We start from the raw sequence: 23,086 nt of genomic DNA, 5'->3' as shown, positions 1-23,086 counted from the left end.
CGTAAATATTTTGATTTTCCTTACCCTTAACTAACAACTATGAACCCTTCAGAGTTTATTGAAAACATCAGTAGTAATCCATGGCTCAGCATTATCTCATTGGTTCTGACGGCAATGGGTATTTTCCTATCTATATGGTTTTATCGAAAAGGTGATAAAAAAAAGAAACCTACTTATTGCTCACGAACGATAAATTTAGTTAAAGATAGCATTAGCAAGGTCAAGCACGTAGAGATTCTATTTAAGGGTGCAAAAATTGAGAATCTATCCACGACTGAGATTGCTGTTTGGAATGCAGGAAAAGAAACAATCAGTTTCTCTGACGTTGCTCAAAATGATAGATTTAGAATCGAACTGGAAGGTGATGGAAAGATTCTTGAGTTTGAGATAATTTACCTCAATAATACGGCAAATGATTTCAAGCTAAAAAAAGTGAACGAAAAAAGGATAGAGATTATATTTGACTATTTTGATTATAACGAAGGTTTTATCGTTCGTGTATATCACACGGCTACAACGGATTTACTAAAAGTTACGGGTGCTTTCAAAGGAACAAAATATGTTTCTATTAATCATTTTATGGTCAGGGAGAATTTTTTTGATAAATTTTTATCATTAAAAATAAGCCCGAAAACTATGCGAATACTTTTGGGTGTCTTTCTTGTAATCACTCCTGTCTTGTTTATTTTAGATGCTTTTACGCCTGAAATATTTAGTCCCGATAGCATTCAAAAAATTAGGAAAGCGCTATATGTCTTTCAATACCCTGTAATGATATATTTTGCCCTTTTGTTTTGGTATATGGGGTACAGAGTCTTAAAACGGAGGGTCCCTAAAGATTTTAAATTGTTTGAAAAAGAATTTTAAGGCCAATCGATGTAACCTTTTTCAGATAAGCATTTTTGAAAACCAATGGCTTACCCGGAAAAGGTTACATATCCTAAAAGGTTACATAAGTAGTGGTATGTCTATATAGACATACCGTCCCCAATTTGAATATCGAAGGGATTCAAGGAAAACTCGTGCGTGATATTTACGTCATCCTGCTGACTTTCAAGGCAATCTTCATCGAAGATACAGCCTTTCAGGGTTACGGTCGTGGTAGTCCAGTCGTCCGAGGCCATGGGGTTGGCGAAGGAGACGATCAGGTCGAACTCGCCGATCGACATCAGACTACCGTACACCGAGCGCAGGGTCTGCTGTGTTGCATAGTCCATGGTGATGGATGCGGTGTAGGTGATGTTGCCGAAGCCGCGGCTCACGGGCTTCCCTCCCATGCCGTAGTTGCTCTCGATCTTGCGCTTCTTGGACCACTTGATGCCGCTGACTCCTTCCAGGACCGTGGAACCCTCGTCGATACCCAGTGCTGTCGAGGAGAGCGTGATCATCGACCACGAATAGGCTACGTTGTTTATAATTGCCATAGAACAGGTTATTTAGCGGTTAGTGAGAGGCCCTCTTCGACGTAGATCATCGTCGCAGTACCCACGGGCACGAGCGTATAGGAAATCCGAAGCGTGTCGTTCACGAGCACGTTCTGATTCGGATCGATGGTCACGGCGTATCCCGAGATCTCCTGGTCGGCCTGCATCTTCTGCAGGATGTCACCCACCAGGGTCTTGAAAGCCGCGATCTTGGATGCTGCCAACATGCCCGTCGAAGGGTTGACCATCAGCGGAGAGTTGACATAGGGCAGCAAGGCGGCACGCACGGCACGGCGCGACTTATTGATCGTGCGGTTGCGGGCAATGGTGCGGTAGTCGCCATTGGAGCAGGTTTGATCCCGAGAGATGTAGATGCCGTTCTCACGCCCTGCGTACTTGATGGGGAAGATGTAGCCCTTGTCGTCCAGGTCATCCAGAAGCACGGGAGACAGCGACTCGTAGAGATTCAGGCTGAGGAAGTTCTCCTCCGCATCGTCGAGGTTGATGTCCCCGAATCCCAGCTCTATTTGCTGGAAGTCGTCCGCGAAGAGGTTGAATTGCTTGACCCAGGCGATAGACTCCTGGACGTTGGCCCTGGCCAGGGCGCCCATCACGGCCCCGAGGAAACCGACGGGCGTGTGGTTCACGTTGCGCATCTGCATTGTCGAGATCAAGGCGCTACGTGCCTGTCCGAAGATGCAGCTGGTGCGGCTCGACTCGCAGATGCACGTGGGGATCTTCTGCAGGTCGATCTGCCGGCCTTCCGTGGTCGTGGCACCCGTGGTCGCGGGGTTGGCTGCAAGCACTATCGAGAGAGGCTGGTTCTGGCTGGCCAGATAGACGGCTTTCTCGTTCACGGACTTCACGACATTGAGGTTGTACTTTTCCTGTGCGCCGTTCGCTTTCCATAGGGGCTGCTCGGTCCAGATGCCCAGCTGACTGATGGCGCCGCCCGCAGCCCGCTGCATGGTCTCTATGGCATCCCAGGATGCCGAGCAGTCCGCGAACATCACGTAAAGGCGGCCCGAGGCGTTCACGTTGCCCGACATGCGGAAGAACTCCCGGATGTGGTAGGCCGGGATGCCGTGCAGAAAGTTGACGTTCGCCTCCTGGTCGGCCGTCGCGGTGACGCGCTCGATGATTCCGAAGTCCTCCGCTGCGGAACGCAGGGAGGTGACGTAAGCCACGTCTTGCAGCTTGATCTTGGCCTCATTGGTCTTGCCGTACCCTTCGGTGAAGAGCGTGGGCTGCTGCCAGACGTCGAAAAGAAGACCCGTGATCTTCTCGTTCGAGGCGGCGGTCTGATTGGGGATGTTGCCGTCGACATCGGTAATGAAGACATTGCCCAGTGCCATTATCGGTTCGTGTTATGGGATTGGTAAAAAGGATTCGTGTAGAGCACCGCCGCACCCCGCAGGGCCGCGGGGGTCGCAGGGGCGTAGATGCCGCCGCTGCGGTCGATATAGAGGGTCTCATAGCAGGGGAAGCAGCGCAGAATAGCCTCGATATGTTTCTCGAGCCGTGGCACCGCAGCCGGCATTTGCGATGCTGGAGCTGCGGCCGGGGTTATCAGCTCCGGGGTGCTCTGCCCGGCAGCCTCCGCAGCGGTAGTTTTAGGTCGTGCCATTTAGGGGTACTGTGTTAAAAGGTTGGGGAGCGGAGCCGAACTCCGCTCCCCGGGTGGAAAAAATCAGCATGAGAGCCTATGGAAACTAAGCGGTAAGGGTGTAAGCGGTGTGTACGACGATCTCGGCAGGACGCACGATGGTCACGTCCATCTTCATGCGCATCTGGAAGAAGAAGAGCTCCGAGTTGGACTGCAGGCGATCGACCTTCAGGACCTCCGTGTCGTTGGCGTAGTCCACGCCCATCCAGAGGTTGGAATCCATGCCCGTCGAGAACTCACCGAGCACGATGGTATGCTCCGGGATGCCGACGATGGGGATGATGCGTTTGCCCTTGAAACGGTAGCGGTTGACCTCGGTATTTTCGCTGTACTTGACCTGTTTGTCGGAGATGTACTGGTCGTAGGCATCCCATGCGTCCCAGCCGATGACGAAGGCCAGCGAGGACTTCTTGCGGATCTGCTTGGGACACTTCTTCCACATGGCATACAGAGCCGCCTCGACCGCTGCGCCGTCCGTGAGCTCCGTGGTGCCCGAGACGATACACTGGCCGCCGGCCTTGGTCTCGGCATCCGTGGCGTTCACATTGTCGAGAATGCGCTTGACGATGCCGTCGAAGTACTTCTCCTTGCCGGCGCCGATCTTGATGCAGCCCGTGGGTGCCGTGATCTTGGCCGCAGCCTCGCCACCCTTGGCGGCCGTCCAGATGGCGTTGCCGATGTATTCGTTCTTCTTGTCCATCAGCAGGCGCAGCATCGTAGCCTGAATCTTGGGATCGAGTTCCCGGAACACGAGGTTGCCGTCCGGCTGCGCGAACTTCCAATACTTCTCGTAGTCGCGGGGGTTGAACTCGAGATAGACCATGAAATCCTGCGGTATGAGGTAGCGCTCGGTAAACTGGTACTCGTTTTCGCCGTTGGGGCCCTTTTTGCCGTGGTTCGAGGTCGGCGTGGGGACATTGTCCTGGATGATGTCTCCCAGCTTGATGGCCGGAAGCGTGTATTTGTGCTGGATGCCCGGCTTGATGTGGATCAGCCCCTCGCGGAAGGTGTCGTTACCCTGGGCAGTGTAGGTCAAGAGATCTTCGAGGACCTCGCCGTTATAGCCGTTTTGTAAGAATGATACGGTGTCAGCCATATTTGTCGATTACGTTTTCTGTAGGTTTGGAATCTCGGCCGACACTGTGCGGAGGTCTCCGCGGAAGCGACACGGCATATCAACTTGTGAAAGGTCGCAGTACAAGCCTGTGCAGGTCGCTACTTGAGCTTTCCGAAGGCGAAGTCCTTGCCCACGACCGCAGCGACCTGCTGAGCCATGCGCTCCTCGACACCTCGGGTAGCATCTGCCGCCGCCTGCACGTTCGCGGGGTCCGCAGCGATCTGCGCCGAGATCTGCTCCCGCGCCGGGATCGACTCGATGGTGCTCTGCACCAGCGGGAAGTTCGTCTGGGCCATCTCCTCCCAGCTGGGGATCGTCACGGCTTCGATCTTGCCCTCCTCGGCGGCTTTTTCCAGGAAACTTCGGATTGCCGAGGCTTTCTGGTCGGCCTCCTGCTTCTCGTATTTCTGTAATCGCTCGCTTACGTCGGCCATATCTTGCTGTAGGTTCCGGATCGCAGCGTCCTTGCCGGCCAGCACCGTCTGGGCGTCGGCGAGCCCCTGCTGTGCCTGTCGCAGGCGCGCTTCCACGCCCATGAGTTCCGCGATGCGGGCCATGACATCCTTGACGCCCGTCTGGTCGTTCATGCCCAAGGAGGCGATGACGGCGCCGAATTCCGCCGATACTGTTTTCTCTTCGCTCATTCGAGGTTGTTTTGTTTGGTTAAGAGTAGTGCCTGCCATCAGAAAGTGTTTATTCTCCGCCGCGACACGGGACATAAGCTCCTCGATGGCGGCCGTGTCGGTGAGGGACGTCAGCTCATCGTGCACGCGGAGCACGATCTGCGGTGAGGTGGCGAGGATATTCTCGGGCGGGATGATGCCGCACCGCACAGCCGCCGCAGCGTCGAAGTAGGTGCCGTCCTTGCCGGCCTCACCCTGCATGATGGCCCGCACATGCCCGGCATCCAGGCCGAAGCGTTTGCGGTAGATGGTCTCGATCTGGCGCGTGAAAGCCTGCACCATGTCGGAAGGCTCCGCATCCCCGCCCGGCAGCATCGGATTGTGGATCATCAGGATGCCGTAGTCACGCATGAGCGAGCGGTGCCCGGCGGCCCAGATGATCGAAGCCATCGAGGCGGCCATGCCCTCGATCACACACTCCGTATCGACCTGCGCGTTCTGGATGGTCGAATAGGTGGACATGCCGTAAAGCACGCTGCCGCCCTCGGAGTTGATCAGAACGCGGATGCAGGAGGGACGCACCTCGTTTTCCAGGTAGTCGAACTCCTCGTTGAAGCGCGCCGTGCTTTCTGCCGTCACGCGCCCGAAGAAACGGATCGTGGCGACGGCGCCCGGCGTGGCTGCGCCGACGACGCATTGCAGATTGTCGATAGACATACGGATTCTTTGGCAAGGAATAGGAGTCGCCACACCGGATGGTTTGAACACACAGAGGAGCCCCTGTCGGCTCCTCTGCGTCCTACCATGCCTTATAGACCTACTTGTCGAAAAGCCCGAGAATGAACTCCCGGCCTTTTGCTGTCCAGACCATAAAGGCACCGATGGTCGGCTCGCCATCCTCGTCGAAGCCATTCTGGAAGTTTTTGATGCGCGTGTAGTCTTTCCCCGAGTAGGCTTTTGTCAGCACCCACATCTTGCCGCTGCGGCGCTGCACGCCCTGCTGCTCCAACAGGCGGTTCAACTCCGCGGCTTTGAGTCCCAGCTCCACAGCGATCTGCGAGATGCGGAAGATGCGTTTCTGCTCGTTCTCGTTCAGGCAGCGGTGCACCTTATCGTAGAAGGCCGCCTTGTGGGCCTGCGCATCCAACTGCTCGCTCAGCCGCTCATTCTGCTGCCGCAGGCGTAGGCTCTGCTCGTAGCCGTCGCGGATCTCATCGAGCACCCGCAGCACGAACTCCGGATTGCCGGCAGCACGCAGACAGGTGTCGGAAGTCGCCGTAAAACCTGTTTTCAGCAGCTCCTTGATGCGGTCGTTGACCCACAGCCGGAAATCCACGCTCAACCACTGTGCGAAATCAATGGCGATATCTTCGTGCATCCAGGTGCCTGGATTCGTTCCTCCCCGCAAAGTCATAACTAATTGATCTTCTGCAATGTGAGAAAATCTCACTTTGGCCGTAATCAGCTCATTGGTAGAGGGTAAGCGCAAATAGTCCACGGGGCGTTTGCCGAAGGGTTTCGCCATCTCCGTAGCGTTAATCATCACTCCCTGCCCATCCGAAAGACGGAACGAGACGGGTGTGTCGTTGTAATTGAATACCTGTAATGTTGTTTCCATAATGCTTTTAGGAGTTTTATCCATTAGCAACTAAGGGCTGCGGGCGGGCAATGTTTGAAATCAGAGGCATTATTTTTCATTTTTTTCTCGTCCTGCTCCTCCCCGCCACCGGGGACATCAACGGCGGGGGCGAATCCTGAACTCTGCTCCGGTGTGGGGGACGCATGGAACCCGTGATGGACGCTGTCATGCTCCGGGGCGTCGCTGTGCTGCGTGAAGGGCGGCATCACAAGATAACGTTCCACCCAGTCGCGGTAGCGCCAGGCCGAGGATTCGCGGAACCAAACCTCGTAGTCCACCCAGTATGCCTGGAGCATGTTGGTGGTGGTGGGCATGTCGAAGAAGGTGAGGTTGCAACGCTCGTTAAGCGCCGGCTCCCGGTCCTTGGCATCCTGGATGGCGACGTTTACACGCTGGAACACAACGAAGGGATCGCACTCCCGTGCAGGGTCGGCGTTGTTGAGCGTGTTGAGAATGAAGCGTACGCGCATGGTGGCGCGGCCCTCGCCGATGCGCTGCTGCTGCACCAGGTAACGGACATTCACGAAGTGGATGAACACGGCCGGAAAGGCGACCTCATACTCCATGTTCCTATCGCGGATGATGCGCGTGAACTGCCCGTTGTCGAGGGCTATGGTCCGAAAGAAAGGCTCACTCTGCGGATCATCCTCCCGAGCCCGGAGGGTCAGCAGCGCCCGTCTGACCGCCTGATACATATGGACAAAGGGGTTCTGCGCAACCTGCTCGGGGACGGAGACCGCAGGGGCCGGGGTCGGTGTCGTGGCCGGGGATGGCGTCTTGTCTTTTATCATTGGGGGAAACCGTCGAAAAGGTGAGGCAGGAACTCTGCGGCGATATGATCCTCGATGACGTCGTTGAAGCCTATGAACTGACGCTGCTCGGGTTTGCGCCGGGAGTGCTGATTGACCGTATAATCCGTTTTCCGGGGATCGCTGTTGTGGAAGGCTGCATAGGTGTTGTAGTACGGGACGTTTTTCGGCTCGCCGCGTCTTGTGGTGTCGATGGTGCTCACCTCGTTCGTGCCGATCTCGTACTTGAAACGCCTGATGAAATCACGCTTTCCCCGGGTGCTGTATACGAAATTCCTGGGACCTCCCTTTATGGAATCTCTCAGGGTCCCCGTATCCAGAAGCGCGGGATGCGCATGCTTCTTGCGCTTGGCCCACTTGGAGGTGCAGGGCGCCCACTTCCGGCCGGTGCCGTAGAAGCCGCCCTGTGCGAAGGATTGCCGGAAACATTCGGCAGCATATACTCCGGCCTTGGTGGTGAATTCCTCGGCATTGTAGGCCAGGCGGCTGGCCAGCGTGCGCGAGGTCTTCGGGGTTACCCAATGGGCACAGAACTCTTTGAGGGTGATCTTGGTCATATTCCGAAACGTGTTTTTAAAGCCCGGGCCACAGCCTGCAGATCCGCGGGCAGCGGCCGCAGGAAGTATGGATGTGCCGCAGAGAAGATACGCCCTCCCGTGGCCAGGCTCTCACGGAAGATCGGGTCCACGTGTCGCCGCAGCTGCTTCGACAGCACGACCCCGGAGACTGCGCCGAAGCCCTCGGCCGTGAGGTAGCAGCGGCAGCCCCACTCAAGGGGCGGAATCAGCTCCGCGGGAAACGCATGCTTGAGATAGCTGACCCCTTCGTGCGAGAGATGCCAGGCCCGCACACGCTCGTCCCCCTGTGTGTTGAACGTAACGACGGTCTGGGCATCGACGGTAAGCCACCAGGCCGCGACGCCCGCGGCGTAGGCTACCTGGTCATTTTCCACTTCGGCGTAGATGAGGTTATAACGCTCGCAGAGCGCTTCGTACTCCTCCATCCGATCTTCTACGGGCTCCTCGGGCAGCTCACGCAGCATCGTGAACTCCTCGGCCACAGCGAAGTCCACGAGATTTCCGAGGGCCGCGACCAGAAGGTCCCGCTGCTGGCGCTCACGCTCCGAGATAAAGTCGTTATGGCCTCGCAGCAGGTCCAGTGCCCGGTCGAAGTCAATACGCAAGCCCGTCAGTGCGCGGTCGCAGAGGAACGAGGCTCTCAGCGTGATGATCTCTTCGATGATATCGCGTCGCTCGGCGCTGTGCTCCCAGTTGTAGATCAGACGCCGGAAGGCATCCAGGATCATGGCGTACTCACGGCGTGCCACCCAGGACACGGGCATGTCGGCAGCTACGGCATCGAGGGTGTGTATAAGCTCTGTACTCATCGTTTACCGCGCAGGTAGCTGACAACTTTCGAGCTCCGCGTGTGGCCATAGCGGCGGTAGTACTCCTGGTCGGACATGATATGCCGGTCGGAGCTCCCAGACGTCGCACCGGCCGGGCCCGGGGCTCCCATCGCCTCAAGGGTGTTGAGCTGCCGGCCGACGTTGATGCCGAACTCCTTCTCGATCTCATCGGCCGAAACCTCGTACTTGTCCGTGATAAGCTGGTAGAGTTTGATGCGGTCTTCGTTGTTCATCTCGATGCGGTTCGAATATTTGAACTCCAAACCCTCGGAGATGTAACCCATGGCGACCAGACGGGGTACGATCTGCTCGTTCATGATGTTCTCGATATAGCGACGGTAAACCTCGATGCGGTCGCGGAAGATGTCCTGGTGAGCCTTGGTAGAACCCACGTAGGACTGCATGCCTCCGGCCATGGACTCCGAGCCGAGCACCAAATTGGAAACCTCCTTGTTCACGAACTCGATGAGCGAGGTGTAGATCTTCTCCGAGTTGGACATCGTGAAGGTCTTGATGTCCACCTCGTCCTCGATGCCGGTGACGACCACCTTGTTTTGGGCGGCATTGGCGATATTCTGGGCCAGGCGCTGACGGTCGGCGTTGCTCTCCGAGACGGTCTTGCCGTGTATAATCGGCTGCCCATAAACCGCCGCGAAATTCGTGTAGTTCGCCAACGTGAACTTCTTGGCCAGGATCAGAGGCGCGGTGGCCGAGAAAAGCCCCAGGTCGCCCGTGCTGATCAGGACGTATTGCTGTCGGTAGGCCGCGTCTCTAAGATTCCAGTGCGGCAGCCAGATGCCCTGGCGCTTCACCACGATACGCTGGTCGGGCAGCACGTTGCGGCGCTCGACGATATTCACTTCGTCGAGCTTGCCGGTCTTTTCGTCCAGATGCGGCATAATCTCGAGTAATGTGTAACCGTAGAGCTTCGCCTCGACGATGCCGCGGATGATCTTGTCGAACTGCGAGCCCTGGATTTTCTGCGTCTGGGACACATCCTTGACGTACTTGCCCTTCTCATTCATGCGAGCCAGCATGTAGCGGTCCCCCAGGATCTGGCTTTCAAGGGTCTCGATGACCGAGCGGATGTGGGCATCCTGCTGCAGGCATGCCTCGTACAAGTCGATAAGGCGGGCCCGGTCATCGAGGATGCAGCCCAGCTGTACATCCTGGCGCGACGAGCGGTAGCGGTTGTAGCGTTCGATCTCCCGGACATATTCCTGGATGGTTTTCTTCGAGGTGCGGAAGATACTTTCGAGCAACGCCCCATGAAAAGTACCTTCCGAAACGGCTGTCTGCAAATTTTTTTACACTTTTTTTAGAATAGTTGTTGCCCGATTATTATGTTGAAAAGCACTCTCGAAGACGAACGGTGCACAAAGCGGCGAAAGAGGTTAGAATTGGGCTGTTACGCCGGTCTCATATAGAAAGATTTTTGCACCTCCGATTCGCCTCTTTCGAGCTCATAACAAATTGTATATCAGTTTATAATGCTTTGATTTGTGGTGTAAAATACTATATCTTTGCCAATATAAAATTGCAGATGGATCAAACATAAAGAAACAAATTATGCCCATGTACTTCAAACCGATATAGAAGACATTACGGAGCCCCGCCGCAGGACCGCCTCCAGGGAGTATGGTATATTTCGTTGCCATGCCCTTCGCTCTTTGTATAGGCTATGGTCTGCTTCCCACGGCCCGCCGCTCCCAGCCATAACCGGCGACGTGTGCGGACCGCGAAATGTCCGCGCACACGGCTCCGGGATATTTAAATTGATGAGCACTGACGCCGCTCTTAGTTGCGCATATGGATCCGGCGTTCAGGACCTGTATGTACGAGCGGTTTTCCTGTGCTACGAACGGCTGGCGCTTGCCTGCACGGCCGTGAAAAGATTGTCGAAAGAAACCCAAACCAATTTCAAATCAATAATGAGTAGCAGTTTCCGAAAATCCAAACTTGTACTGGTATTCAATAGGTCTCAGATCCTTATAGGCGTCCTTCGTTCCGTACATACCACTGCTGAATTCTCCCATGGAAACCTTCAGTCCATCTCTTTCTGCTGCAACGGCCGTTTCATCTCGGCCGGCGGCTACTATTTCCGTTACGTCAACGAAAACATCCTGATCGAAATCTCGGACCTGGACACCCTCAAGCTGCCCGACTACGACCGCATGTGCGGCGAGAAGCGGCAATATCATTCCAAAAAGGCGATGGCCAAGGTGCTGAAATTCATAGCCGCACGCCGGGTGAACCACATCATTGAGAAACATCTTAAATCCAGGAGCCATGAGAAGGAAGATTAGCACCCGCACTTTCGAGCAGCGGCAGATTCGGGTTCTCACCGATGAGAACGGCAAGGTCATCTGGGTAAATCTGGGGGACATATGTGCGACCCTGACAAGAGTCTCTACTGCAGTGCAGGTCGATGCGGAGCAAATGAGGACGATGTATCCCCAGAACACGAAAATACCCTTCAAGGAGGGTGGCCGCCCCCTGTGGGCGATAAAACCCTATGACCTGCAACGCCTGGCGCAACATTACAAGGAGCTGGCAGCAGCCGCACAGGACGGCGCCGCCGAGGAGATCTGCGAGCGTCTGGACCTGTGGGCCTGCAACCTTCCCAAAGGCGGTGAGCGGCCCATTATGCGCCTGCCGGGAGCCAAGGTGTGGCCCGACAAGGAGTTCCGCTTCCGCGGGCAGCAGGCGGTAACCTTCCGCAGCGAGGACGGCATCCTGATGGTCAACGCCACGCAGGCAGGACATATCTTCCAGAAGCAGGTGACCTGCTGGCTGAACCTCGCACCGACACGCAAGCTGCGCAAGGAGATGGCCGTGAGCGGCACGTCGGCCGTGTACGACAGGCAGGTGAAGACGACACGCGGCCGTAACCGAGGCGCTACATGGCTCGAATACCGCCTGGGAATGAAGTTCGCCCAGATGCTCGGCCCCGAGTTCCTGGAATGGTACCGCTCCTGCATAGCGGAGCTTACACGCTACGGCTACGTCATCCTGGAGGTCGAGAAAGATGCCCGCGAGGAGGCCGTACCCGAAATTCCCGTGCCTCAAAGCTTCGAGGATGCCCAACAGATCATCGAACGCCAATGGAAGGAGATTTGCCGCCTGCAGAACATCATACGCGAGAACAAACCCAAGGTGGACTATTACCTCCACCTTGTCGAACAGCGCCCCTCGTTCCGCTCCACGCAGGTCGCCGACGAGCTGGGGACTACACCCCGTCTGTTGCATCACTTCCTCAAGGAACACGGGGTATGCGTTTTCGAGAGCCCCAAATGGGTGGTCACGCCTAAATACCAGTCCCTGCAATGCGATGTGCCCTATATGCGGCGCAACAAGCATGGCCGCCTTTATGTCATCGGACATGCCAAGCACTGGACCAAGGAGGGCCGACAGTTCGTGTTGGAACTGTGGAGGGCCTACCACCAGGATGCACTTACCCAGCAGCAAAGCAACGGGCTATGACCGCCCTGGAACGCATCATGCGGGTTACGGGACGCCGGCCGACAAACTGCGCATGCCAGGTATGCCGTTCGTACTGCCGAACCCCGTGTCTAGGAACCCCGGACGACATCATGAGGCTACTCGAGGCCGGCTATGCCGCGAAGCTCACGCTCACATACTGGGCCGTGGGGATGCTCCTCGGCGTGACGCAGACACCGATTGCGATGGTTCAGCTTATCATGCGCCCCCAGGGGTGCATCCTCTTTCGAGACGGGCTGTGCGAGCTGCATACACGCGGTCTCAAACCCACGGAAGGACGCCTGGCACATCACATCCTGACCGAAGAGAATCTCTCGTTCCGCAAATCCCTCTCCTGGAATGTGGCCAGGGAGTGGATTCGTAAAGAGAATGAACCCTTGATCCAGAAGATCTTCGAGCAACTTGCGGAATTCAGAAACCGGTCCCGAAAATAGCAGAAAACCGGCAATTACCGAAGTTGGCAACCTATTTTGTTTCATGAAGAGATGTTTGGCTATGCTGACCATCTCTTTTTTTGTCAAAGAACTCCGATGCCGTTATCCGGAAACGGCATATCGGAATAGGTGCATTCTGGAAGGAAAGTTCATAAAAGATGGGACATTCAGAAAATGAATAACTTCGATTTTTAGGTAAAGTATCATGTATATATGTATAATAGTTATATAATTACTCAATAGGATACTATAACTCTTCTTTCTTGGTATCTCCCAAACCTGACGGTTCGGAAGATACCAAGTTATGTTCTTTTTCTTTTCTGAAAGAAAAAGAACCAAAAAGAACATTATGGCAAACGGCCCGTTAGGGCCGTTTGTGTCTGTTTTTTTTATCCGAGAAAACCGATACGATAAATCCAATAATGGTAAACGAAGCCGATCTTCTTCCAGATTTTTTTAGAGAAAATTCAGTAGGGAAATACAGTTGTGGTATAGACAGTAAATGATTCCCTTCAAGCTATCTTCGGTTTTTTCTTCAAAACTGCACGAATAAGTACCCCTTGAAAACGGCTCTTTCAGTTGTTAAAAAATGAAACTTGAAATCGGGGGCAGAGCATAGAAATCGAACCCGCAACGGGAGGCCACCCACCTCCATATTTTTATATCATTGATATATAACCATTTAATACCTTCACTTTTGTACTAAGTGAAGCTAATTATCAATTAGTTACGAAAACTGTAAGCGTTTTTGCTATTAACAAACATTTAAGAATGTTTATCTAAACTGTAAAATATTGATTTATAATGTATTATAAGGTTTTTCTATAAAGTTACGGTTTTTCATAAGCAAAGACCCCGGTAATTTCCAATTATTGAGAAAAATTTAATTTTTCAAAAAAAATGATCTTTTTTACAACGGCTTATTATTCAATAAGATACGTCGTCCTCTCGCGCGTAGGCGAACATATATAAGAAAATGATAAACAGATTGTTACGAATGAAAATAAATGCACAAAGATTTGGAAATAGAAAAATAGTTGTTAGTATTGAATCAAACGGAACAGACAACGACACCGATTCAAACGCTCTTTTAAATCATGTTCAAAATCCGGCTATCACGACCGGAACAGATACAAGTCCGAAAGTATCCGCGCACGTTCAAAAAGGGGCAAGCGGGTAACGATACGGAAAAGCCCCGCGCCGGAACTTTGACGGCACACATACGAAACGGCAAAAGCGCAACACGCGCAATGCCGGACGGCCTTTGCAAAGGTTTACACAAAAGGCCGACGAAACGGAGCGCGACGAATAAAGGATGCCAGACATCAAGTAATAAAACGCGCATCGGGAAAAATAGAGTTTGCGAAAAAGTAGCGGACACGAAACCACCGGAAAATTTCGGCAGGTCGCAACGGAAAAAGTAGCAAACCACCGCCCGACCGATTGAATAGGCATTATTCGGGTTTTGCCTTGCAAGCCCGCCCCGCAAAGGGAAAAATGCGGTAAACATCGGACAGGTTCCTGCGGCCTGACAAGCCGCCCCGCTGAAAATATGCGGGTATATACTGCCTTAAATGCGAACGAAATAGGAGTAATTCGCAACGTTAACCGAAATAGCAGTACGAAAGCCAATGCAAACTACTTGCGGAGTGCAAAGGGTGAAATTTGCACCCCGCATTTTATAGGGGCACGGCATAGGCCGGACGGGGTTATATACCCGGTTCGCCGTTCGTTCGGCGAGGCCCCACTATAAATTACAAACGAATAAAACCATTCACTAACTAAAAACAATTAAAGCCATGAAAGCAAACAACATCAACAACAACAACAACAACGCAAACAACAACGGACAAAAGGTTCAGACGTTGAACGGTAAGCAATTCGCGGCCATGATACCGAATCTTTCCCAGCACGCCGGCGTCATTCTGGTCTATACGGGATCGACAGGCGCACAAACAGCCCTCCGTTTTTACGGTGCAGACTTCACACCCAAGAACGGCAAGCAGGACGAAGCGTTCCGGTGCTGGAAAAACATTTACACGGTATTCCGCACCGTAAAACAGGCCGAGAACGACCTCCGCGAGAAAAACGACGGAATCCGGTCTAAACTCCGCGCCGGGACGCCCTCGCATATCTATTTTGTAACCGAAGAGGGGAAAGTCGTGCAGACCTACGAACTGACGGACAGTATTTGGAAATCGGTCGGCCTTGTTCCGACCAAAAAAGACCTCGAAAAGACCGGGCGCGACCTCAAAAAGTCCATCAACGACGCCGCCCGCGCATCGTTCACGGCAATAGGTATGCGCGACCTGCTCCCGAAAGAATCGGACGCCGTAATCCTCGACAGCACCCCCGAAAGCGCGGAAAAAGCCGCGTAACCCACACCACGACCAACGACCACCCGAACAAAGGGCGCACGGGATAAGTGCGCCCTTTTCCATTGCCCGTCCGCCCTTGCGACGGGCTTTTTTACGCCCAAATACGCCCGTATAGCGTAAACGTGCTACGCAGGAAAAAATCCCCGGCGGAGGTGGGCCATGCAAGCAGATGCCCGTATAATTTGTAACGGCTGACAGCAATTACACCTATACACCACTCACTTAAAAATTTTGCCTCTCCTAAATGCGGGAAAACTATGCCCGGCGGTCAACGAAAAAAGTAATCACTTAATGCCTGTATCCCATGGTTGAAATATACACTCTCGATTGTACTGTCCTTATTGGTAGGTTCGATCACTTCAAGAACGCGAAAACCTCGCTCGAAGAGTTGCGGCAGAGCGGCTACTTTGAGTCCCGAAAGCAGGCGGTATTCGTTCAAAAGTATAAAGACGGAATTCCCGGCGATGCCTATATAGCTGTTTTCCGTGACGGATGGCGCACGCTTAATACGAACCTCAAAAAGCCGAAAAAATCCTCTTGCAAGCCCAACTTGAAACATTATTACGACTACTCGAAGCTGCAGTTAAAGCCCGTTGATATTCCCCGGCAGTAACATAGCCCCTTATCGGCACGCATACAAGCGCATCGGAACCCGATGCGCTTCTTACATAACCCTAAAACATCCCAAACCATGAAAAGCGAAAACATCCCCGCCTTTGCAGGCATCCCGGCCCATAAGATCGCTCAATATGAGCGCGAATTCGAACGGGTATATCCCGCCATGTCCTCCCTGCGTCCACGGCGCAGGCGCATCGTTCGGCATGAACGTGTAATTCCGGCACAACAGACGCAGTAAAGCGCGGCGGGAACGAGATACCCTCCCCCGCAAAATCATATCAACCGATACATACGCCAATGATAGTCCATTGTGAAGAGAGGCTCCGCGAAGCGCGGGAATATGCCGCACAGCTCGGAGACCATTCGTTACAGAAATGCCTCGACAAACTCGAAAGCTGGGAGCGTGATGGCCGCATGGTGCATCTGTGTAGGGATCATGCCCCTTATTCCTTTGGTTTCAGACTGGTGGCTCCGGACGGACGGCTGATTATGAACGGCGGTCTGCTGTACCACGGTTTCCCGGATCGATCCGACGCCGTGACGTTAGACGACCTAAACCTTTGGCAGACACATACCTGAACAAGACCTACGGGACAAGCACGGTCAATTTCGGCCGTGCTTTTTTATTCACATAAAATCATCTTTTTATGACACACATAGAAGCATTACAAAATGCTACCGTAGAAGGCAATATCATCAAATTGCCCCCGGTACAACTGGATAGAGATGTCTACCTGCAAGTGAAAAAATCGCTGGAATTGATCGGCGGAAAATGGAAAAGCGGCAAAGTACAGGGCTTCGTCTTCGAGCAAGACCCGACCGAACTGCTGGCCCGGATTGCCGATGGCGGGGAATGCAATCTGAAGAAAGAGTTTCAGTTCTTCGCCACGCCCGACAAGATCGCCGACCATCTCGTAGCACTGGCCGACATTCGTCCCTCCGACAAGGTACTTGAGCCGAGCGCCGGACGCGGAGCAATAGTCAACGCAATTCATCGACTGTACCCCAATATGGTGGTGGATGGCTGCGAACTTATGGATTTGAACGTAACATTCCTCGAGAAGATTCCGAATTTCCGTTTGATCGGCAGGAATTTACTCACCGAGTGCAACGATAACTACAACGTAATTGTGGCCAATCCGCCATTCTCCAAGAATCAGGACATCGAACATATTATGAAAATGGAAAGCCTGCTGTGTCCGGGTGGGCGCCTTGTGTCGATTGCCAGCATTCATTGGCAATTCGCAGGCAGCAAGAAGGAAATGTCTTTTCGGAAGTGGCTGGAAGAGCATAACGCAGAAATCATACCTATTGACCACGGTGAGTTCAAAGAATCAGGCACAATGGTCAGGGCCTGTATTGTACGGATTGTCAAATAGATTTTTTGCCGGGAAGTTGTGCCGAAGTCATCGGCAAAGCATCTATCCGGGAACCCGCTAAAATGCACGGACGCGAAACGCCGTGCTTTTTTATTTCCATAAATCAGCGCGGATTCTCACCGCGGCGGATGAATTACGCCTATTCCTAAACAACAAATCAATCATGGTAAAAATGAGCCTATCAGATTTATCCGTACTACGCGAACGGTGCTTATCTCTGGTACGGGTGGAACTTAAAGCCTGCTATAAGGGCGAGCTTCTCGACGAGTACATCACCCTCACCCTTCAGCACCGTATGTTACCGGCAGTCCCGCTGGTGGAAGAAACCTATAAGGGGATTATCGGGTACTACAACTACCTGCAAAAGAATGGTCGGGACACCACGCTGTTCCTGCAAGACGCCCTGCATGACCTGGCCGAATGCCTGCACATCGAGCGCAAGGACGGCTACAGCCCACGCACGGCAGGTTATGTCAAATTCTATGAACCAGAGACCAATAATAAAAACAGAAATTTATGAGCAGACAATTACGAATTGCCAAAGTGTATAAAGTTGAACTGGAATACGGCGGGCTCTGCAATAATGAACTATGTGCTTTTACAGGGCTTCTCAACCTGTTCGACATCGAGATCAATTTCCAGAGCGACGACGACAGCGAGTATGAGATAGAACGTGCAGAACTGGAATACCTGCGCGACACCCTCTCTACCCAGAACAAAACCTATCAGGAGAACGCCACCGAAGTCGAAGAAACGCTCTCGGAAGCCGGTATTACGCGCGAGCGGATGATAACCGCACTCAGCGTGATGATTTCCGAAAGCGATCAGGACGACAGCCTCGTACACATCTTTTGCGATTAAACGCTACTATCATGCAACGACAAACTATCCGCTCGCTCCGTAAGGGCGAGTTCTTCCGCCTCACAGACAGCGATACAGCTCCGGTATGGGTACGCGGCGAGTATAGCCGCGAAGCAAGGAAATACAGTACCCACAAATTTTACGACATAAACCACGAGCAGCAGCTCCCGGGGGATAGGCTCGTTTATGTGGGATTCACATTCTAAATTACTAACAATGCGCAACTATGAAAGAGATAAAAATCCGATTCCACCACATCAATACGGGCTACTGCCAGGAGTTCTGGGAGATATTTCCCGAGGGCAAGCAGAAGCAGCCCTGTTTCATCATCCGCGACACTTCGGGCCCCGGCGGCTCGTGGCGCATCGCCAGCGGCGAGTTCTTCGAGCCGGGTTTCGAGGTATCCGAGGAGGTTACACTCATTCTCTGCAATCACGCATGGGAAGAGCACCTGCGCGTAGGCAACGACAAGGGACGCTTCCCCATAGGATTCCCGACATTGCAGGAAGCCTGCCGTAAGGCGTGGAACGACTTTCCCTGCAAGCCGGCCCGTCTGCTCGATCTTCCTGATTTCTGGTGGTGGTTCGCGCCGCACATCCCGCAAGGACTCCCCTCATGGGAGCAGGACAACTGGCGCGACAATAACCGCCGGATCGTCAAACGCGAGATACTTTCCCGTTTCGACTTCTGCAGCGACGAGATGACAATCGTCCGCATTACCGAGCGCCATACCGAGTGCGGGCTTACGTGGCGCAAGTATTTTGCCGACTGGGCCGAGGAGGATCGCTCCTCCAGCTATGTGTGGTTCTTCGGCTATGAGGTAGGCAACGACAGCCGGGTATGAACAAAACGCTGAATAACAATGAAAACACGTAAATTCTGCCCGCACTGCGGTCGTCCTGTGGTACGGTCTCGAACACCGGGCTATGTCTTTCAGTGCCATGCCTGCAATGAGGACTTTTACCGCTTCGAGGTGCTCAACACGCGTCAGATTCCGCTGGTGCGTGAGCTGCGCTGCATGGAGCGGGAGCGAAAGTTAAATCCCGACGACGAGGTGCGGAGCATCATCATCAGCCGCTCACTGCTGGTCGATCACGGCTACAATCCCGACCTGCCGAACAAAGAAGAGATGAAAATCATCGCCCGCGAACTGCTCGAATACTGGGGTGTGAGCGGCGGATTCAAAGATGCGCTCGCCAGTACCATGCAGAGCATGTTCGGCAATGACAGTAAAAGAGAATAAACCGACCAAAAATGGAAGAAGACAAAGAAATTTCGGCAGTGCTGCTCGACATTGCAGACAAGCTCAAACGTAACGACGGGAAACCGTGGGATCTTACGAACGACTGCGGCGATCCTACCGTTTTCGACGCCGGGAGCGGACTCTATATCCGGGACGTCGTACTCGACAAGGACAATCGACCCTGTGCGTTGATTCCGCTGGGATATTTCGAAGACGATACGATCCGCGAAATCGCCCAAATGATGCGCCAATAAACCGTCTGTTCACTCCGGGCATCGAATTTCAAAAATAAAACACAGGCAAATACGACCTGTGTTTTTTCATGAATTGAGGAATAAAGACAACCAATGAAATACAGAATAAAATGAAACTTATCGTAAGTCAGGAACTCAAATCTCGGCTCGGTAATGCCGCATTGAACGGAAGCATAATCGCCAAAGACATTCTGGCGGAAATTCACCGCAAGTCCGATGCGTCGGAAATCGTCCGTGGCACGATCAATTATTTCGACACGAAACGCAAGAAAACGGCGGCTGACGGCCATACGAAAATCAAAGTGGTCTTCACGGCCTGCAGCAAGGATTTGTCGCATGAAAATTTCCCGGACAAAGGAAATCCGCAGGCCCCTTGGTTCAAGGAGAACCGCACCGACATGGAGCCGGCCACCTTCGTCAAATGCTTCACGTCGCTGCCCGATTATTCCGATCAGGACATGGAGTATTTCGCGAACTGCATCTGCGTGGACAGCCGCGTCACGGTCAAGTTGTATTCCACCATGCAGGATTTCATCGAGGCATATAGCGCGGAGAACTACTCGACGATCGCACAGGCGGGCGATAGCACGCTGCACAACTCCTGCATGCGTCATGAGGAGACGGCCCGCAATGCCGCCGATTTCTATTTCAACTTCGCGGGAGCACAAATCCTCATTGCGACCGATGCTGCCCACAACATTCTCGGCCGCGCCATCGTCTGGCCGAATGCCCGAACAAACTCCACCGATACGCCTATTACGGTATCCGTGGTGGATCGCGTCTACTACACCCACTCCTTCGTACACAAGATGATTCTCCGCCATGCCGAAGAAGTCGGTATCACCTTGCGTAAACGCCACAACGATTACAGCCACTGTGCCGACTTTGTAGTTATGAATCCTGTCGAAGGGTTGGATGCCGACCCCGGTGCTACTTTGGCCCTTCATCTGAGCATCAAAGTTCCCGCGTCCAAATGGCACAAACGCGGGGTGCCTTACATGGACACCTTCCTCTCCATTCGCGTAGCACGTACCGAGAACGACAAACTGCAGTTGGAACTCACGAACTGGCGTGATTCGAATCGTATTGCCAACTGCCAGAGCACCAGCGGATATGCCGTTCGGGAAAGAGTCGTTTGCCCGGCCTGCGGCAAGCTCCACGATAATCCGGATCGGGGGCTGTGCGCGAGCTGTTACGACAAAATGACGGAACAGACGCTCTTAGGACGCATCATCGTGGGCAAATCGGTAAAATATCAAGGGAGAACCTATCCGGCCGACCTGATCCACAAAGGAAAGCCGATCCCCACACTGGTACTGTATCAACAAACGTCCAAATTGTTCGGCGAAAATTAAATCGCGGCCAACCATGAAATTACTGCAAGCATTATACCGCATTGCCGCTCCTTCGGGCAACGAGAAGGCCATGCTCCGGTTCCTCGAAGAGCGCCTGAAGTCGATCTGTGGCGTAAAATACGATATCGATACAATAGGGAATATCTATGTCGTCAAAGGAAATGCCGAGACCTATCCCTGCGTGGTAGCCCACACTGACGAGGTGCATCGTCGCCCTGAAACGGGGTACGAAGTGATTTCCGTCCACGATGCGATCGTTCTTGGCTACAACAGCACGCTCAGGGCTTTTTCCGGCATCGGTGCCGATGACAAGAACGGCATCTGGGTCGCGCTCAAATGCCTCGAGAAATACGACGTCCTCAAATGCGCGTTTTTCGTGCAGGAAGAGCGCGGCTGCGTTGGAAGTTATCGGGCGGACATGGGTTTTTTCAAAGATTGCCGTTTCGTGCTTCAATGCGACCGCAAAGGGAACAGCGACCTGATCGTCAACATAAGCGGTATGACTTTGTGTTCCAAACAGTTCATCAAGGCCATCGAATACAAAAAGTTCGGGTACAAACGTGCGACGGGCCTGATTTCCGATGTGGCGGCCCTCAAACAGAACGGGCTGGGCGTATCGTGCGTAAACATCTCATGCGGCTATTACGAGCCCCATACCGACCGGGAATATACGATCGTAGCGGATCTGTACAAATGCCTCGATTTCGTACGGCACATCGTCGAAACATGCACGGAAGTGTATGCCCATGTCTATAAAGCGCCGAAGGGGCATCGTTTCGCGGGAGTCTACGACTGGGGTGGCTTGACGACGATCTGTTCGAGCCGTATTATACCAGAAGACCGGTTCGTCCGAAACTCGCGGACAATTATCTGTCCCACTACCGTGTCATGCTCGAGCGGATGACGCAAATGGTCGACACCGACCCCTCGCTCGGCCTCGCAGCCCTTGCAGCACGTTTGGGTCGGGAGTTCCCAATGATGCGTTATTCCGATTTTTCGATGGCTTACAGCGATACCATGGGCAAACAGTCCATGATTCCAGCCACAGAACGACATTAAAATTACTAAATCCGTAAAAATGGAAACAATCTTATTGACCAAAAAGAACGCGCACCGCGCCACGATGGTGCGCCGCAAGGACGATCCCGCAAGCACACCCGTGCCGTTCCGCTGGCGCGGAGAGCGCCGCTTCGGCATCGGCAACTTCGACCACCTCCTCGGCGATGGTGACGAAGCCCGCATCATCAAACCTCACGAGTTCGACCAGTGGGAAGTGGTCGAGACGAGCCATCCGGGCTACCTCGAAGAACTGTGGGATGCGGCTTACCGCGCCCATTACTGGAGTTCCCAGAATCCCGACATCCGGGGCGAAGACGAGATCACCCAATATGAAAAGGAACTGCACGACGACCTCACAGCCATGCCCGAAGAGCAGCGCGAGCAGTACCTCTCGAACTACAAGAGCCGCCTCTCCGGTGTCTGGGCCTCGGAAAGCCGTGTGGCCAGCGCCTACGTCACCGGTCCTGCAAAATTCAACTACCGGCGCAACGAGAAGGCGAACAACGCCTACCGCAACAAGTACGAGGCATTCCGCCAGTGGCGCGAGCGTGCGCTCAAAGCCGTCGAGCGATACAGGGAGTCCCTGAAGACGGACGAGCAGCGCGCCGACGAGCTGTGGCGGAAAGTGGAGGCTGACATCGACAGTACGGCCGCGACGATCCATGGCATCGACACGGGCAAGAATCGCGGGTGTTGCCGCGCTCTTTTCGTCTCCAACCTCTTCGGTCGTATCGCCACATACGCCAAAAACGGCAACGTCGAGATCGTGGAGCGTGCCGTAGCCCGCGTCCGCGAGTGGAACGCTAAGTGCCAAAAACCTATCGTCACCGAGCGGCACTCGCTGTTCAAGTTGCCCGATGTAGCCCGCAGCGTTAGGCAGAAGGCCGAGCAAACCGCTAACCGCGAAAACAAGGAGGTCGCTTTCGAGGGTGGCAAGGTGGTCTTCAACTATGCGGAAGACCGTTTGCAGATTCTTTTCGACAAGGTGCCGGAAAAGGAGTTTCGGGAACGCATGCAACGCGAGTTTAGCTTCAACTGGTCGCGCAGGAACATGGCGTGGCAGCGCCAGCTCACGGACAATGCCGTGCGTGCCGCCCGCCGCCTGCTCGGGATCGACAACATGTAAACGGCCGACCATGATGAGTACACGCGAACCTGAAGCAGGCGATACCGCTATTCTTCACAAGCCATACTTCGGCCATCGCCGAATCGAACTGATCGAAAAGTATTTCTATAAATGGTTGGTCCGCCTCTGCGATAGCGGACTGGAGATCGAGGTTTACGAAGACGAATTTGAAATAGACGAATAAACACATAC

Annotated in this window: 30 protein-coding genes; 19 read left to right on the top strand and 11 right to left on the bottom strand. The window is 53.6% G+C overall.

Annotation, left to right across the window (positions count from 1 at the left end; translation table 11 throughout):
* The first annotated feature begins 39 nt into the window (after window positions 1–39).
* On the top strand, window positions 40–867 hold the full coding sequence (locus I2E69_RS13810; protein WP_195461812.1) for a hypothetical protein: 828 nt from the start codon (window positions 40–42) through the stop codon (window positions 865–867).
* A gap of 101 nt (window positions 868–968) precedes the next feature.
* On the opposite strand, the gene I2E69_RS13805 is transcribed toward I2E69_RS13810, so the two are convergent.
* The 10 genes from I2E69_RS13805 to I2E69_RS13760 all read right to left on the bottom strand — a co-directional run bounded on the left by I2E69_RS13805 (window position 969) and on the right by I2E69_RS13760 (window position 9,987).
* A complete protein-coding gene (locus I2E69_RS13805) occupies window positions 969–1,424 on the bottom strand; it encodes a hypothetical protein (RefSeq protein WP_195461811.1) in 456 nt (151 codons plus the stop codon).
* Between the two features lie 8 nt (window positions 1,425–1,432).
* Complete coding sequence (locus tag I2E69_RS13800; protein WP_195461810.1) at window positions 1,433–2,779, bottom strand: DUF2586 family protein; 1,347 nt, start codon at window positions 2,777–2,779, stop codon at window positions 1,433–1,435.
* Window positions 2,779–3,051, bottom strand: a complete 273-nt coding sequence (locus tag I2E69_RS13795) for a hypothetical protein (protein ID WP_195461809.1) — start codon at window positions 3,049–3,051, stop codon at window positions 2,779–2,781. The genes I2E69_RS13800 and I2E69_RS13795 overlap by 1 nt, the downstream gene beginning before the upstream one ends.
* A gap of 85 nt (window positions 3,052–3,136) precedes the next feature.
* Window positions 3,137–4,186 carry a hypothetical protein gene (locus I2E69_RS13790; RefSeq protein ID WP_195461808.1) on the bottom strand — a complete coding sequence of 350 codons (1,050 nt, stop codon included), beginning with the start codon at window positions 4,184–4,186 and terminating at the stop codon, window positions 3,137–3,139.
* A gap of 119 nt (window positions 4,187–4,305) precedes the next feature.
* A complete protein-coding gene (locus tag I2E69_RS13785) occupies window positions 4,306–5,547 on the bottom strand; it encodes a Clp protease ClpP (protein ID WP_195461807.1) in 1,242 nt (413 codons plus the stop codon).
* Between the two features lie 100 nt (window positions 5,548–5,647).
* Entirely contained in the window at window positions 5,648–6,448 is an 801-nt protein-coding gene (locus tag I2E69_RS13780) for a KilA-N domain-containing protein (protein ID WP_195461806.1), read from the bottom strand.
* 23 nt (window positions 6,449–6,471) lie between these two features.
* Window positions 6,472–7,260 carry a hypothetical protein gene (locus I2E69_RS13775; RefSeq protein ID WP_229095539.1) on the bottom strand — a complete coding sequence of 263 codons (789 nt, stop codon included), beginning with the start codon at window positions 7,258–7,260 and terminating at the stop codon, window positions 6,472–6,474.
* Window positions 7,257–7,835 carry a hypothetical protein gene (locus I2E69_RS13770; RefSeq protein ID WP_195461805.1) on the bottom strand — a complete coding sequence of 193 codons (579 nt, stop codon included), beginning with the start codon at window positions 7,833–7,835 and terminating at the stop codon, window positions 7,257–7,259. The genes I2E69_RS13775 and I2E69_RS13770 overlap by 4 nt, the downstream gene beginning before the upstream one ends.
* Window positions 7,832–8,665 carry a hypothetical protein gene (locus I2E69_RS13765; protein WP_229095538.1) on the bottom strand — a complete coding sequence of 278 codons (834 nt, stop codon included), beginning with the start codon at window positions 8,663–8,665 and terminating at the stop codon, window positions 7,832–7,834. Before I2E69_RS13765 ends, I2E69_RS13770 begins: the two co-directional genes overlap by 4 nt.
* Complete coding sequence (locus I2E69_RS13760) at window positions 8,662–9,987, bottom strand: DUF935 family protein (protein ID WP_195461804.1); 1,326 nt, start codon at window positions 9,985–9,987, stop codon at window positions 8,662–8,664. Before I2E69_RS13760 ends, I2E69_RS13765 begins: the two co-directional genes overlap by 4 nt.
* A 630-nt stretch (window positions 9,988–10,617) precedes the next feature.
* Here I2E69_RS13760 and I2E69_RS13755 point away from each other — a divergent pair.
* From I2E69_RS13755 to I2E69_RS13745, 3 genes are all read left to right on the top strand, one after another.
* Window positions 10,618–10,992, top strand: a complete 375-nt coding sequence (locus tag I2E69_RS13755) for a hypothetical protein (RefSeq protein WP_195461803.1) — start codon at window positions 10,618–10,620, stop codon at window positions 10,990–10,992.
* Window positions 10,976–12,169 (top strand): phage antirepressor KilAC domain-containing protein, encoded by a 1,194-nt coding sequence (locus I2E69_RS13750; protein WP_195461802.1) that lies wholly within the window; start codon window positions 10,976–10,978, stop codon window positions 12,167–12,169. The genes I2E69_RS13755 and I2E69_RS13750 overlap by 17 nt, the downstream gene beginning before the upstream one ends.
* A 110-nt stretch (window positions 12,170–12,279) precedes the next feature.
* Window positions 12,280–12,621 carry a hypothetical protein gene (locus I2E69_RS13745; RefSeq protein ID WP_229095537.1) on the top strand — a complete coding sequence of 114 codons (342 nt, stop codon included), beginning with the start codon at window positions 12,280–12,282 and terminating at the stop codon, window positions 12,619–12,621.
* A gap of 1,090 nt (window positions 12,622–13,711) precedes the next feature.
* On the opposite strand, the gene I2E69_RS15305 is transcribed toward I2E69_RS13745, so the two are convergent.
* On the bottom strand, window positions 13,712–14,131 hold the full coding sequence (locus tag I2E69_RS15305; RefSeq protein WP_229095536.1) for a hypothetical protein: 420 nt from the start codon (window positions 14,129–14,131) through the stop codon (window positions 13,712–13,714).
* Window positions 14,132–14,420: 289 nt separating this feature from the next.
* Here I2E69_RS15305 and I2E69_RS13735 point away from each other — a divergent pair, with 289 nt between their 5' ends.
* From I2E69_RS13735 to I2E69_RS13665, 15 genes are all read left to right on the top strand, one after another.
* On the top strand, window positions 14,421–14,999 hold the full coding sequence (locus I2E69_RS13735; RefSeq protein WP_195461799.1) for a hypothetical protein: 579 nt from the start codon (window positions 14,421–14,423) through the stop codon (window positions 14,997–14,999).
* 304 nt (window positions 15,000–15,303) lie between these two features.
* Entirely contained in the window at window positions 15,304–15,612 is a 309-nt protein-coding gene (locus I2E69_RS13730) for a hypothetical protein (protein WP_195461798.1), read from the top strand.
* A 78-nt stretch (window positions 15,613–15,690) separates the two neighbouring features.
* On the top strand, window positions 15,691–15,855 hold the full coding sequence (locus I2E69_RS13725) for a hypothetical protein (protein ID WP_195461797.1): 165 nt from the start codon (window positions 15,691–15,693) through the stop codon (window positions 15,853–15,855).
* Between the two features lie 59 nt (window positions 15,856–15,914).
* Entirely contained in the window at window positions 15,915–16,196 is a 282-nt protein-coding gene (locus I2E69_RS13720) for a DUF4120 family protein (RefSeq protein ID WP_195461796.1), read from the top strand.
* A gap of 68 nt (window positions 16,197–16,264) precedes the next feature.
* On the top strand, window positions 16,265–16,996 hold the full coding sequence (locus I2E69_RS13715; RefSeq protein ID WP_195461795.1) for a methyltransferase: 732 nt from the start codon (window positions 16,265–16,267) through the stop codon (window positions 16,994–16,996).
* Between the two features lie 163 nt (window positions 16,997–17,159).
* Complete coding sequence (locus tag I2E69_RS13710) at window positions 17,160–17,516, top strand: hypothetical protein (protein ID WP_195461794.1); 357 nt, start codon at window positions 17,160–17,162, stop codon at window positions 17,514–17,516.
* Window positions 17,513–17,857, top strand: coding sequence for a hypothetical protein (locus I2E69_RS13705; protein ID WP_195461793.1), 345 nt, complete (start codon window positions 17,513–17,515; stop codon window positions 17,855–17,857). The genes I2E69_RS13710 and I2E69_RS13705 overlap by 4 nt, the downstream gene beginning before the upstream one ends.
* Before the next feature lie 11 nt (window positions 17,858–17,868).
* Window positions 17,869–18,063, top strand: a complete 195-nt coding sequence (locus I2E69_RS13700; RefSeq protein ID WP_195461792.1) for a hypothetical protein — start codon at window positions 17,869–17,871, stop codon at window positions 18,061–18,063.
* A 20-nt stretch (window positions 18,064–18,083) separates the two neighbouring features.
* Complete coding sequence (locus tag I2E69_RS13695) at window positions 18,084–18,701, top strand: hypothetical protein (protein ID WP_195461791.1); 618 nt, start codon at window positions 18,084–18,086, stop codon at window positions 18,699–18,701.
* Between the two features lie 57 nt (window positions 18,702–18,758).
* Window positions 18,759–19,100 carry a hypothetical protein gene (locus I2E69_RS13690; RefSeq protein WP_229095535.1) on the top strand — a complete coding sequence of 114 codons (342 nt, stop codon included), beginning with the start codon at window positions 18,759–18,761 and terminating at the stop codon, window positions 19,098–19,100.
* Between the two features lie 11 nt (window positions 19,101–19,111).
* Window positions 19,112–19,354: a hypothetical protein gene (locus I2E69_RS13685; protein ID WP_195461790.1), complete on the top strand. Its 243-nt coding sequence runs from the start codon at window positions 19,112–19,114 to the stop codon at window positions 19,352–19,354.
* A gap of 110 nt (window positions 19,355–19,464) precedes the next feature.
* Window positions 19,465–20,709: a hypothetical protein gene (locus I2E69_RS13680; RefSeq protein ID WP_195461789.1), complete on the top strand. Its 1,245-nt coding sequence runs from the start codon at window positions 19,465–19,467 to the stop codon at window positions 20,707–20,709.
* A gap of 13 nt (window positions 20,710–20,722) precedes the next feature.
* Complete coding sequence (locus I2E69_RS13675; protein WP_195461788.1) at window positions 20,723–21,613, top strand: hypothetical protein; 891 nt, start codon at window positions 20,723–20,725, stop codon at window positions 21,611–21,613.
* 174 nt (window positions 21,614–21,787) lie between these two features.
* On the top strand, window positions 21,788–22,894 hold the full coding sequence (locus tag I2E69_RS13670) for a hypothetical protein (protein ID WP_195461787.1): 1,107 nt from the start codon (window positions 21,788–21,790) through the stop codon (window positions 22,892–22,894).
* Window positions 22,895–22,904: 10 nt separating this feature from the next.
* Window positions 22,905–23,078: a hypothetical protein gene (locus tag I2E69_RS13665; protein ID WP_195461786.1), complete on the top strand. Its 174-nt coding sequence runs from the start codon at window positions 22,905–22,907 to the stop codon at window positions 23,076–23,078.
* The last annotated feature ends 8 nt before the right edge of the window (window positions 23,079–23,086 follow it).

The sequence above is a fragment of the Alistipes sp. D31t1_170403_E11 genome, from assembly GCF_015553985.1.
Classification (GTDB): Bacteria; Bacteroidota; Bacteroidia; order Bacteroidales; family Rikenellaceae; genus Alistipes; species Alistipes montrealensis.
Note: the sequence above shows the minus strand (reverse complement) of the source record. Positions and strands in the feature narration are given on the sequence as shown.

Coding starts and splice junctions, on each gene's coding strand:
- I2E69_RS13810 (WP_195461812.1), top strand. CDS start 40: ATGAACCCTTCAGAGTTTATTGAAAACATCAGTAGTAATCCATGGCTC.
- I2E69_RS13805 (WP_195461811.1), bottom strand. CDS start 1,424: ATGGCAATTATAAACAACGTAGCCTATTCGTGGTCGATGATCACGCTC.
- I2E69_RS13800 (WP_195461810.1), bottom strand. CDS start 2,779: ATGGCACTGGGCAATGTCTTCATTACCGATGTCGACGGCAACATCCCC.
- I2E69_RS13795 (WP_195461809.1), bottom strand. CDS start 3,051: ATGGCACGACCTAAAACTACCGCTGCGGAGGCTGCCGGGCAGAGCACC.
- I2E69_RS13790 (WP_195461808.1), bottom strand. CDS start 4,186: ATGGCTGACACCGTATCATTCTTACAAAACGGCTATAACGGCGAGGTC.
- I2E69_RS13785 (WP_195461807.1), bottom strand. CDS start 5,547: ATGTCTATCGACAATCTGCAATGCGTCGTCGGCGCAGCCACGCCGGGC.
- I2E69_RS13780 (WP_195461806.1), bottom strand. CDS start 6,448: ATGGAAACAACATTACAGGTATTCAATTACAACGACACACCCGTCTCG.
- I2E69_RS13775 (WP_229095539.1), bottom strand. CDS start 7,260: ATGATAAAAGACAAGACGCCATCCCCGGCCACGACACCGACCCCGGCC.
- I2E69_RS13770 (WP_195461805.1), bottom strand. CDS start 7,835: ATGACCAAGATCACCCTCAAAGAGTTCTGTGCCCATTGGGTAACCCCG.
- I2E69_RS13765 (WP_229095538.1), bottom strand. CDS start 8,665: ATGAGTACAGAGCTTATACACACCCTCGATGCCGTAGCTGCCGACATG.
- I2E69_RS13755 (WP_195461803.1), top strand. CDS start 10,618: ATGAGTAGCAGTTTCCGAAAATCCAAACTTGTACTGGTATTCAATAGG.
- I2E69_RS13750 (WP_195461802.1), top strand. CDS start 10,976: ATGAGAAGGAAGATTAGCACCCGCACTTTCGAGCAGCGGCAGATTCGG.
- I2E69_RS13745 (WP_229095537.1), top strand. CDS start 12,280: ATGAGGCTACTCGAGGCCGGCTATGCCGCGAAGCTCACGCTCACATAC.
- I2E69_RS15305 (WP_229095536.1), bottom strand. CDS start 14,131: ATGTTTACCGCATTTTTCCCTTTGCGGGGCGGGCTTGCAAGGCAAAAC.
- I2E69_RS13735 (WP_195461799.1), top strand. CDS start 14,421: ATGAAAGCAAACAACATCAACAACAACAACAACAACGCAAACAACAAC.
- I2E69_RS13730 (WP_195461798.1), top strand. CDS start 15,304: ATGGTTGAAATATACACTCTCGATTGTACTGTCCTTATTGGTAGGTTC.
- I2E69_RS13725 (WP_195461797.1), top strand. CDS start 15,691: ATGAAAAGCGAAAACATCCCCGCCTTTGCAGGCATCCCGGCCCATAAG.
- I2E69_RS13720 (WP_195461796.1), top strand. CDS start 15,915: ATGATAGTCCATTGTGAAGAGAGGCTCCGCGAAGCGCGGGAATATGCC.
- I2E69_RS13715 (WP_195461795.1), top strand. CDS start 16,265: ATGACACACATAGAAGCATTACAAAATGCTACCGTAGAAGGCAATATC.
- I2E69_RS13710 (WP_195461794.1), top strand. CDS start 17,160: ATGGTAAAAATGAGCCTATCAGATTTATCCGTACTACGCGAACGGTGC.
- I2E69_RS13705 (WP_195461793.1), top strand. CDS start 17,513: ATGAGCAGACAATTACGAATTGCCAAAGTGTATAAAGTTGAACTGGAA.
- I2E69_RS13700 (WP_195461792.1), top strand. CDS start 17,869: ATGCAACGACAAACTATCCGCTCGCTCCGTAAGGGCGAGTTCTTCCGC.
- I2E69_RS13695 (WP_195461791.1), top strand. CDS start 18,084: ATGAAAGAGATAAAAATCCGATTCCACCACATCAATACGGGCTACTGC.
- I2E69_RS13685 (WP_195461790.1), top strand. CDS start 19,112: ATGGAAGAAGACAAAGAAATTTCGGCAGTGCTGCTCGACATTGCAGAC.
- I2E69_RS13680 (WP_195461789.1), top strand. CDS start 19,465: ATGAAACTTATCGTAAGTCAGGAACTCAAATCTCGGCTCGGTAATGCC.
- I2E69_RS13675 (WP_195461788.1), top strand. CDS start 20,723: ATGAAATTACTGCAAGCATTATACCGCATTGCCGCTCCTTCGGGCAAC.
- I2E69_RS13670 (WP_195461787.1), top strand. CDS start 21,788: ATGGAAACAATCTTATTGACCAAAAAGAACGCGCACCGCGCCACGATG.
- I2E69_RS13665 (WP_195461786.1), top strand. CDS start 22,905: ATGATGAGTACACGCGAACCTGAAGCAGGCGATACCGCTATTCTTCAC.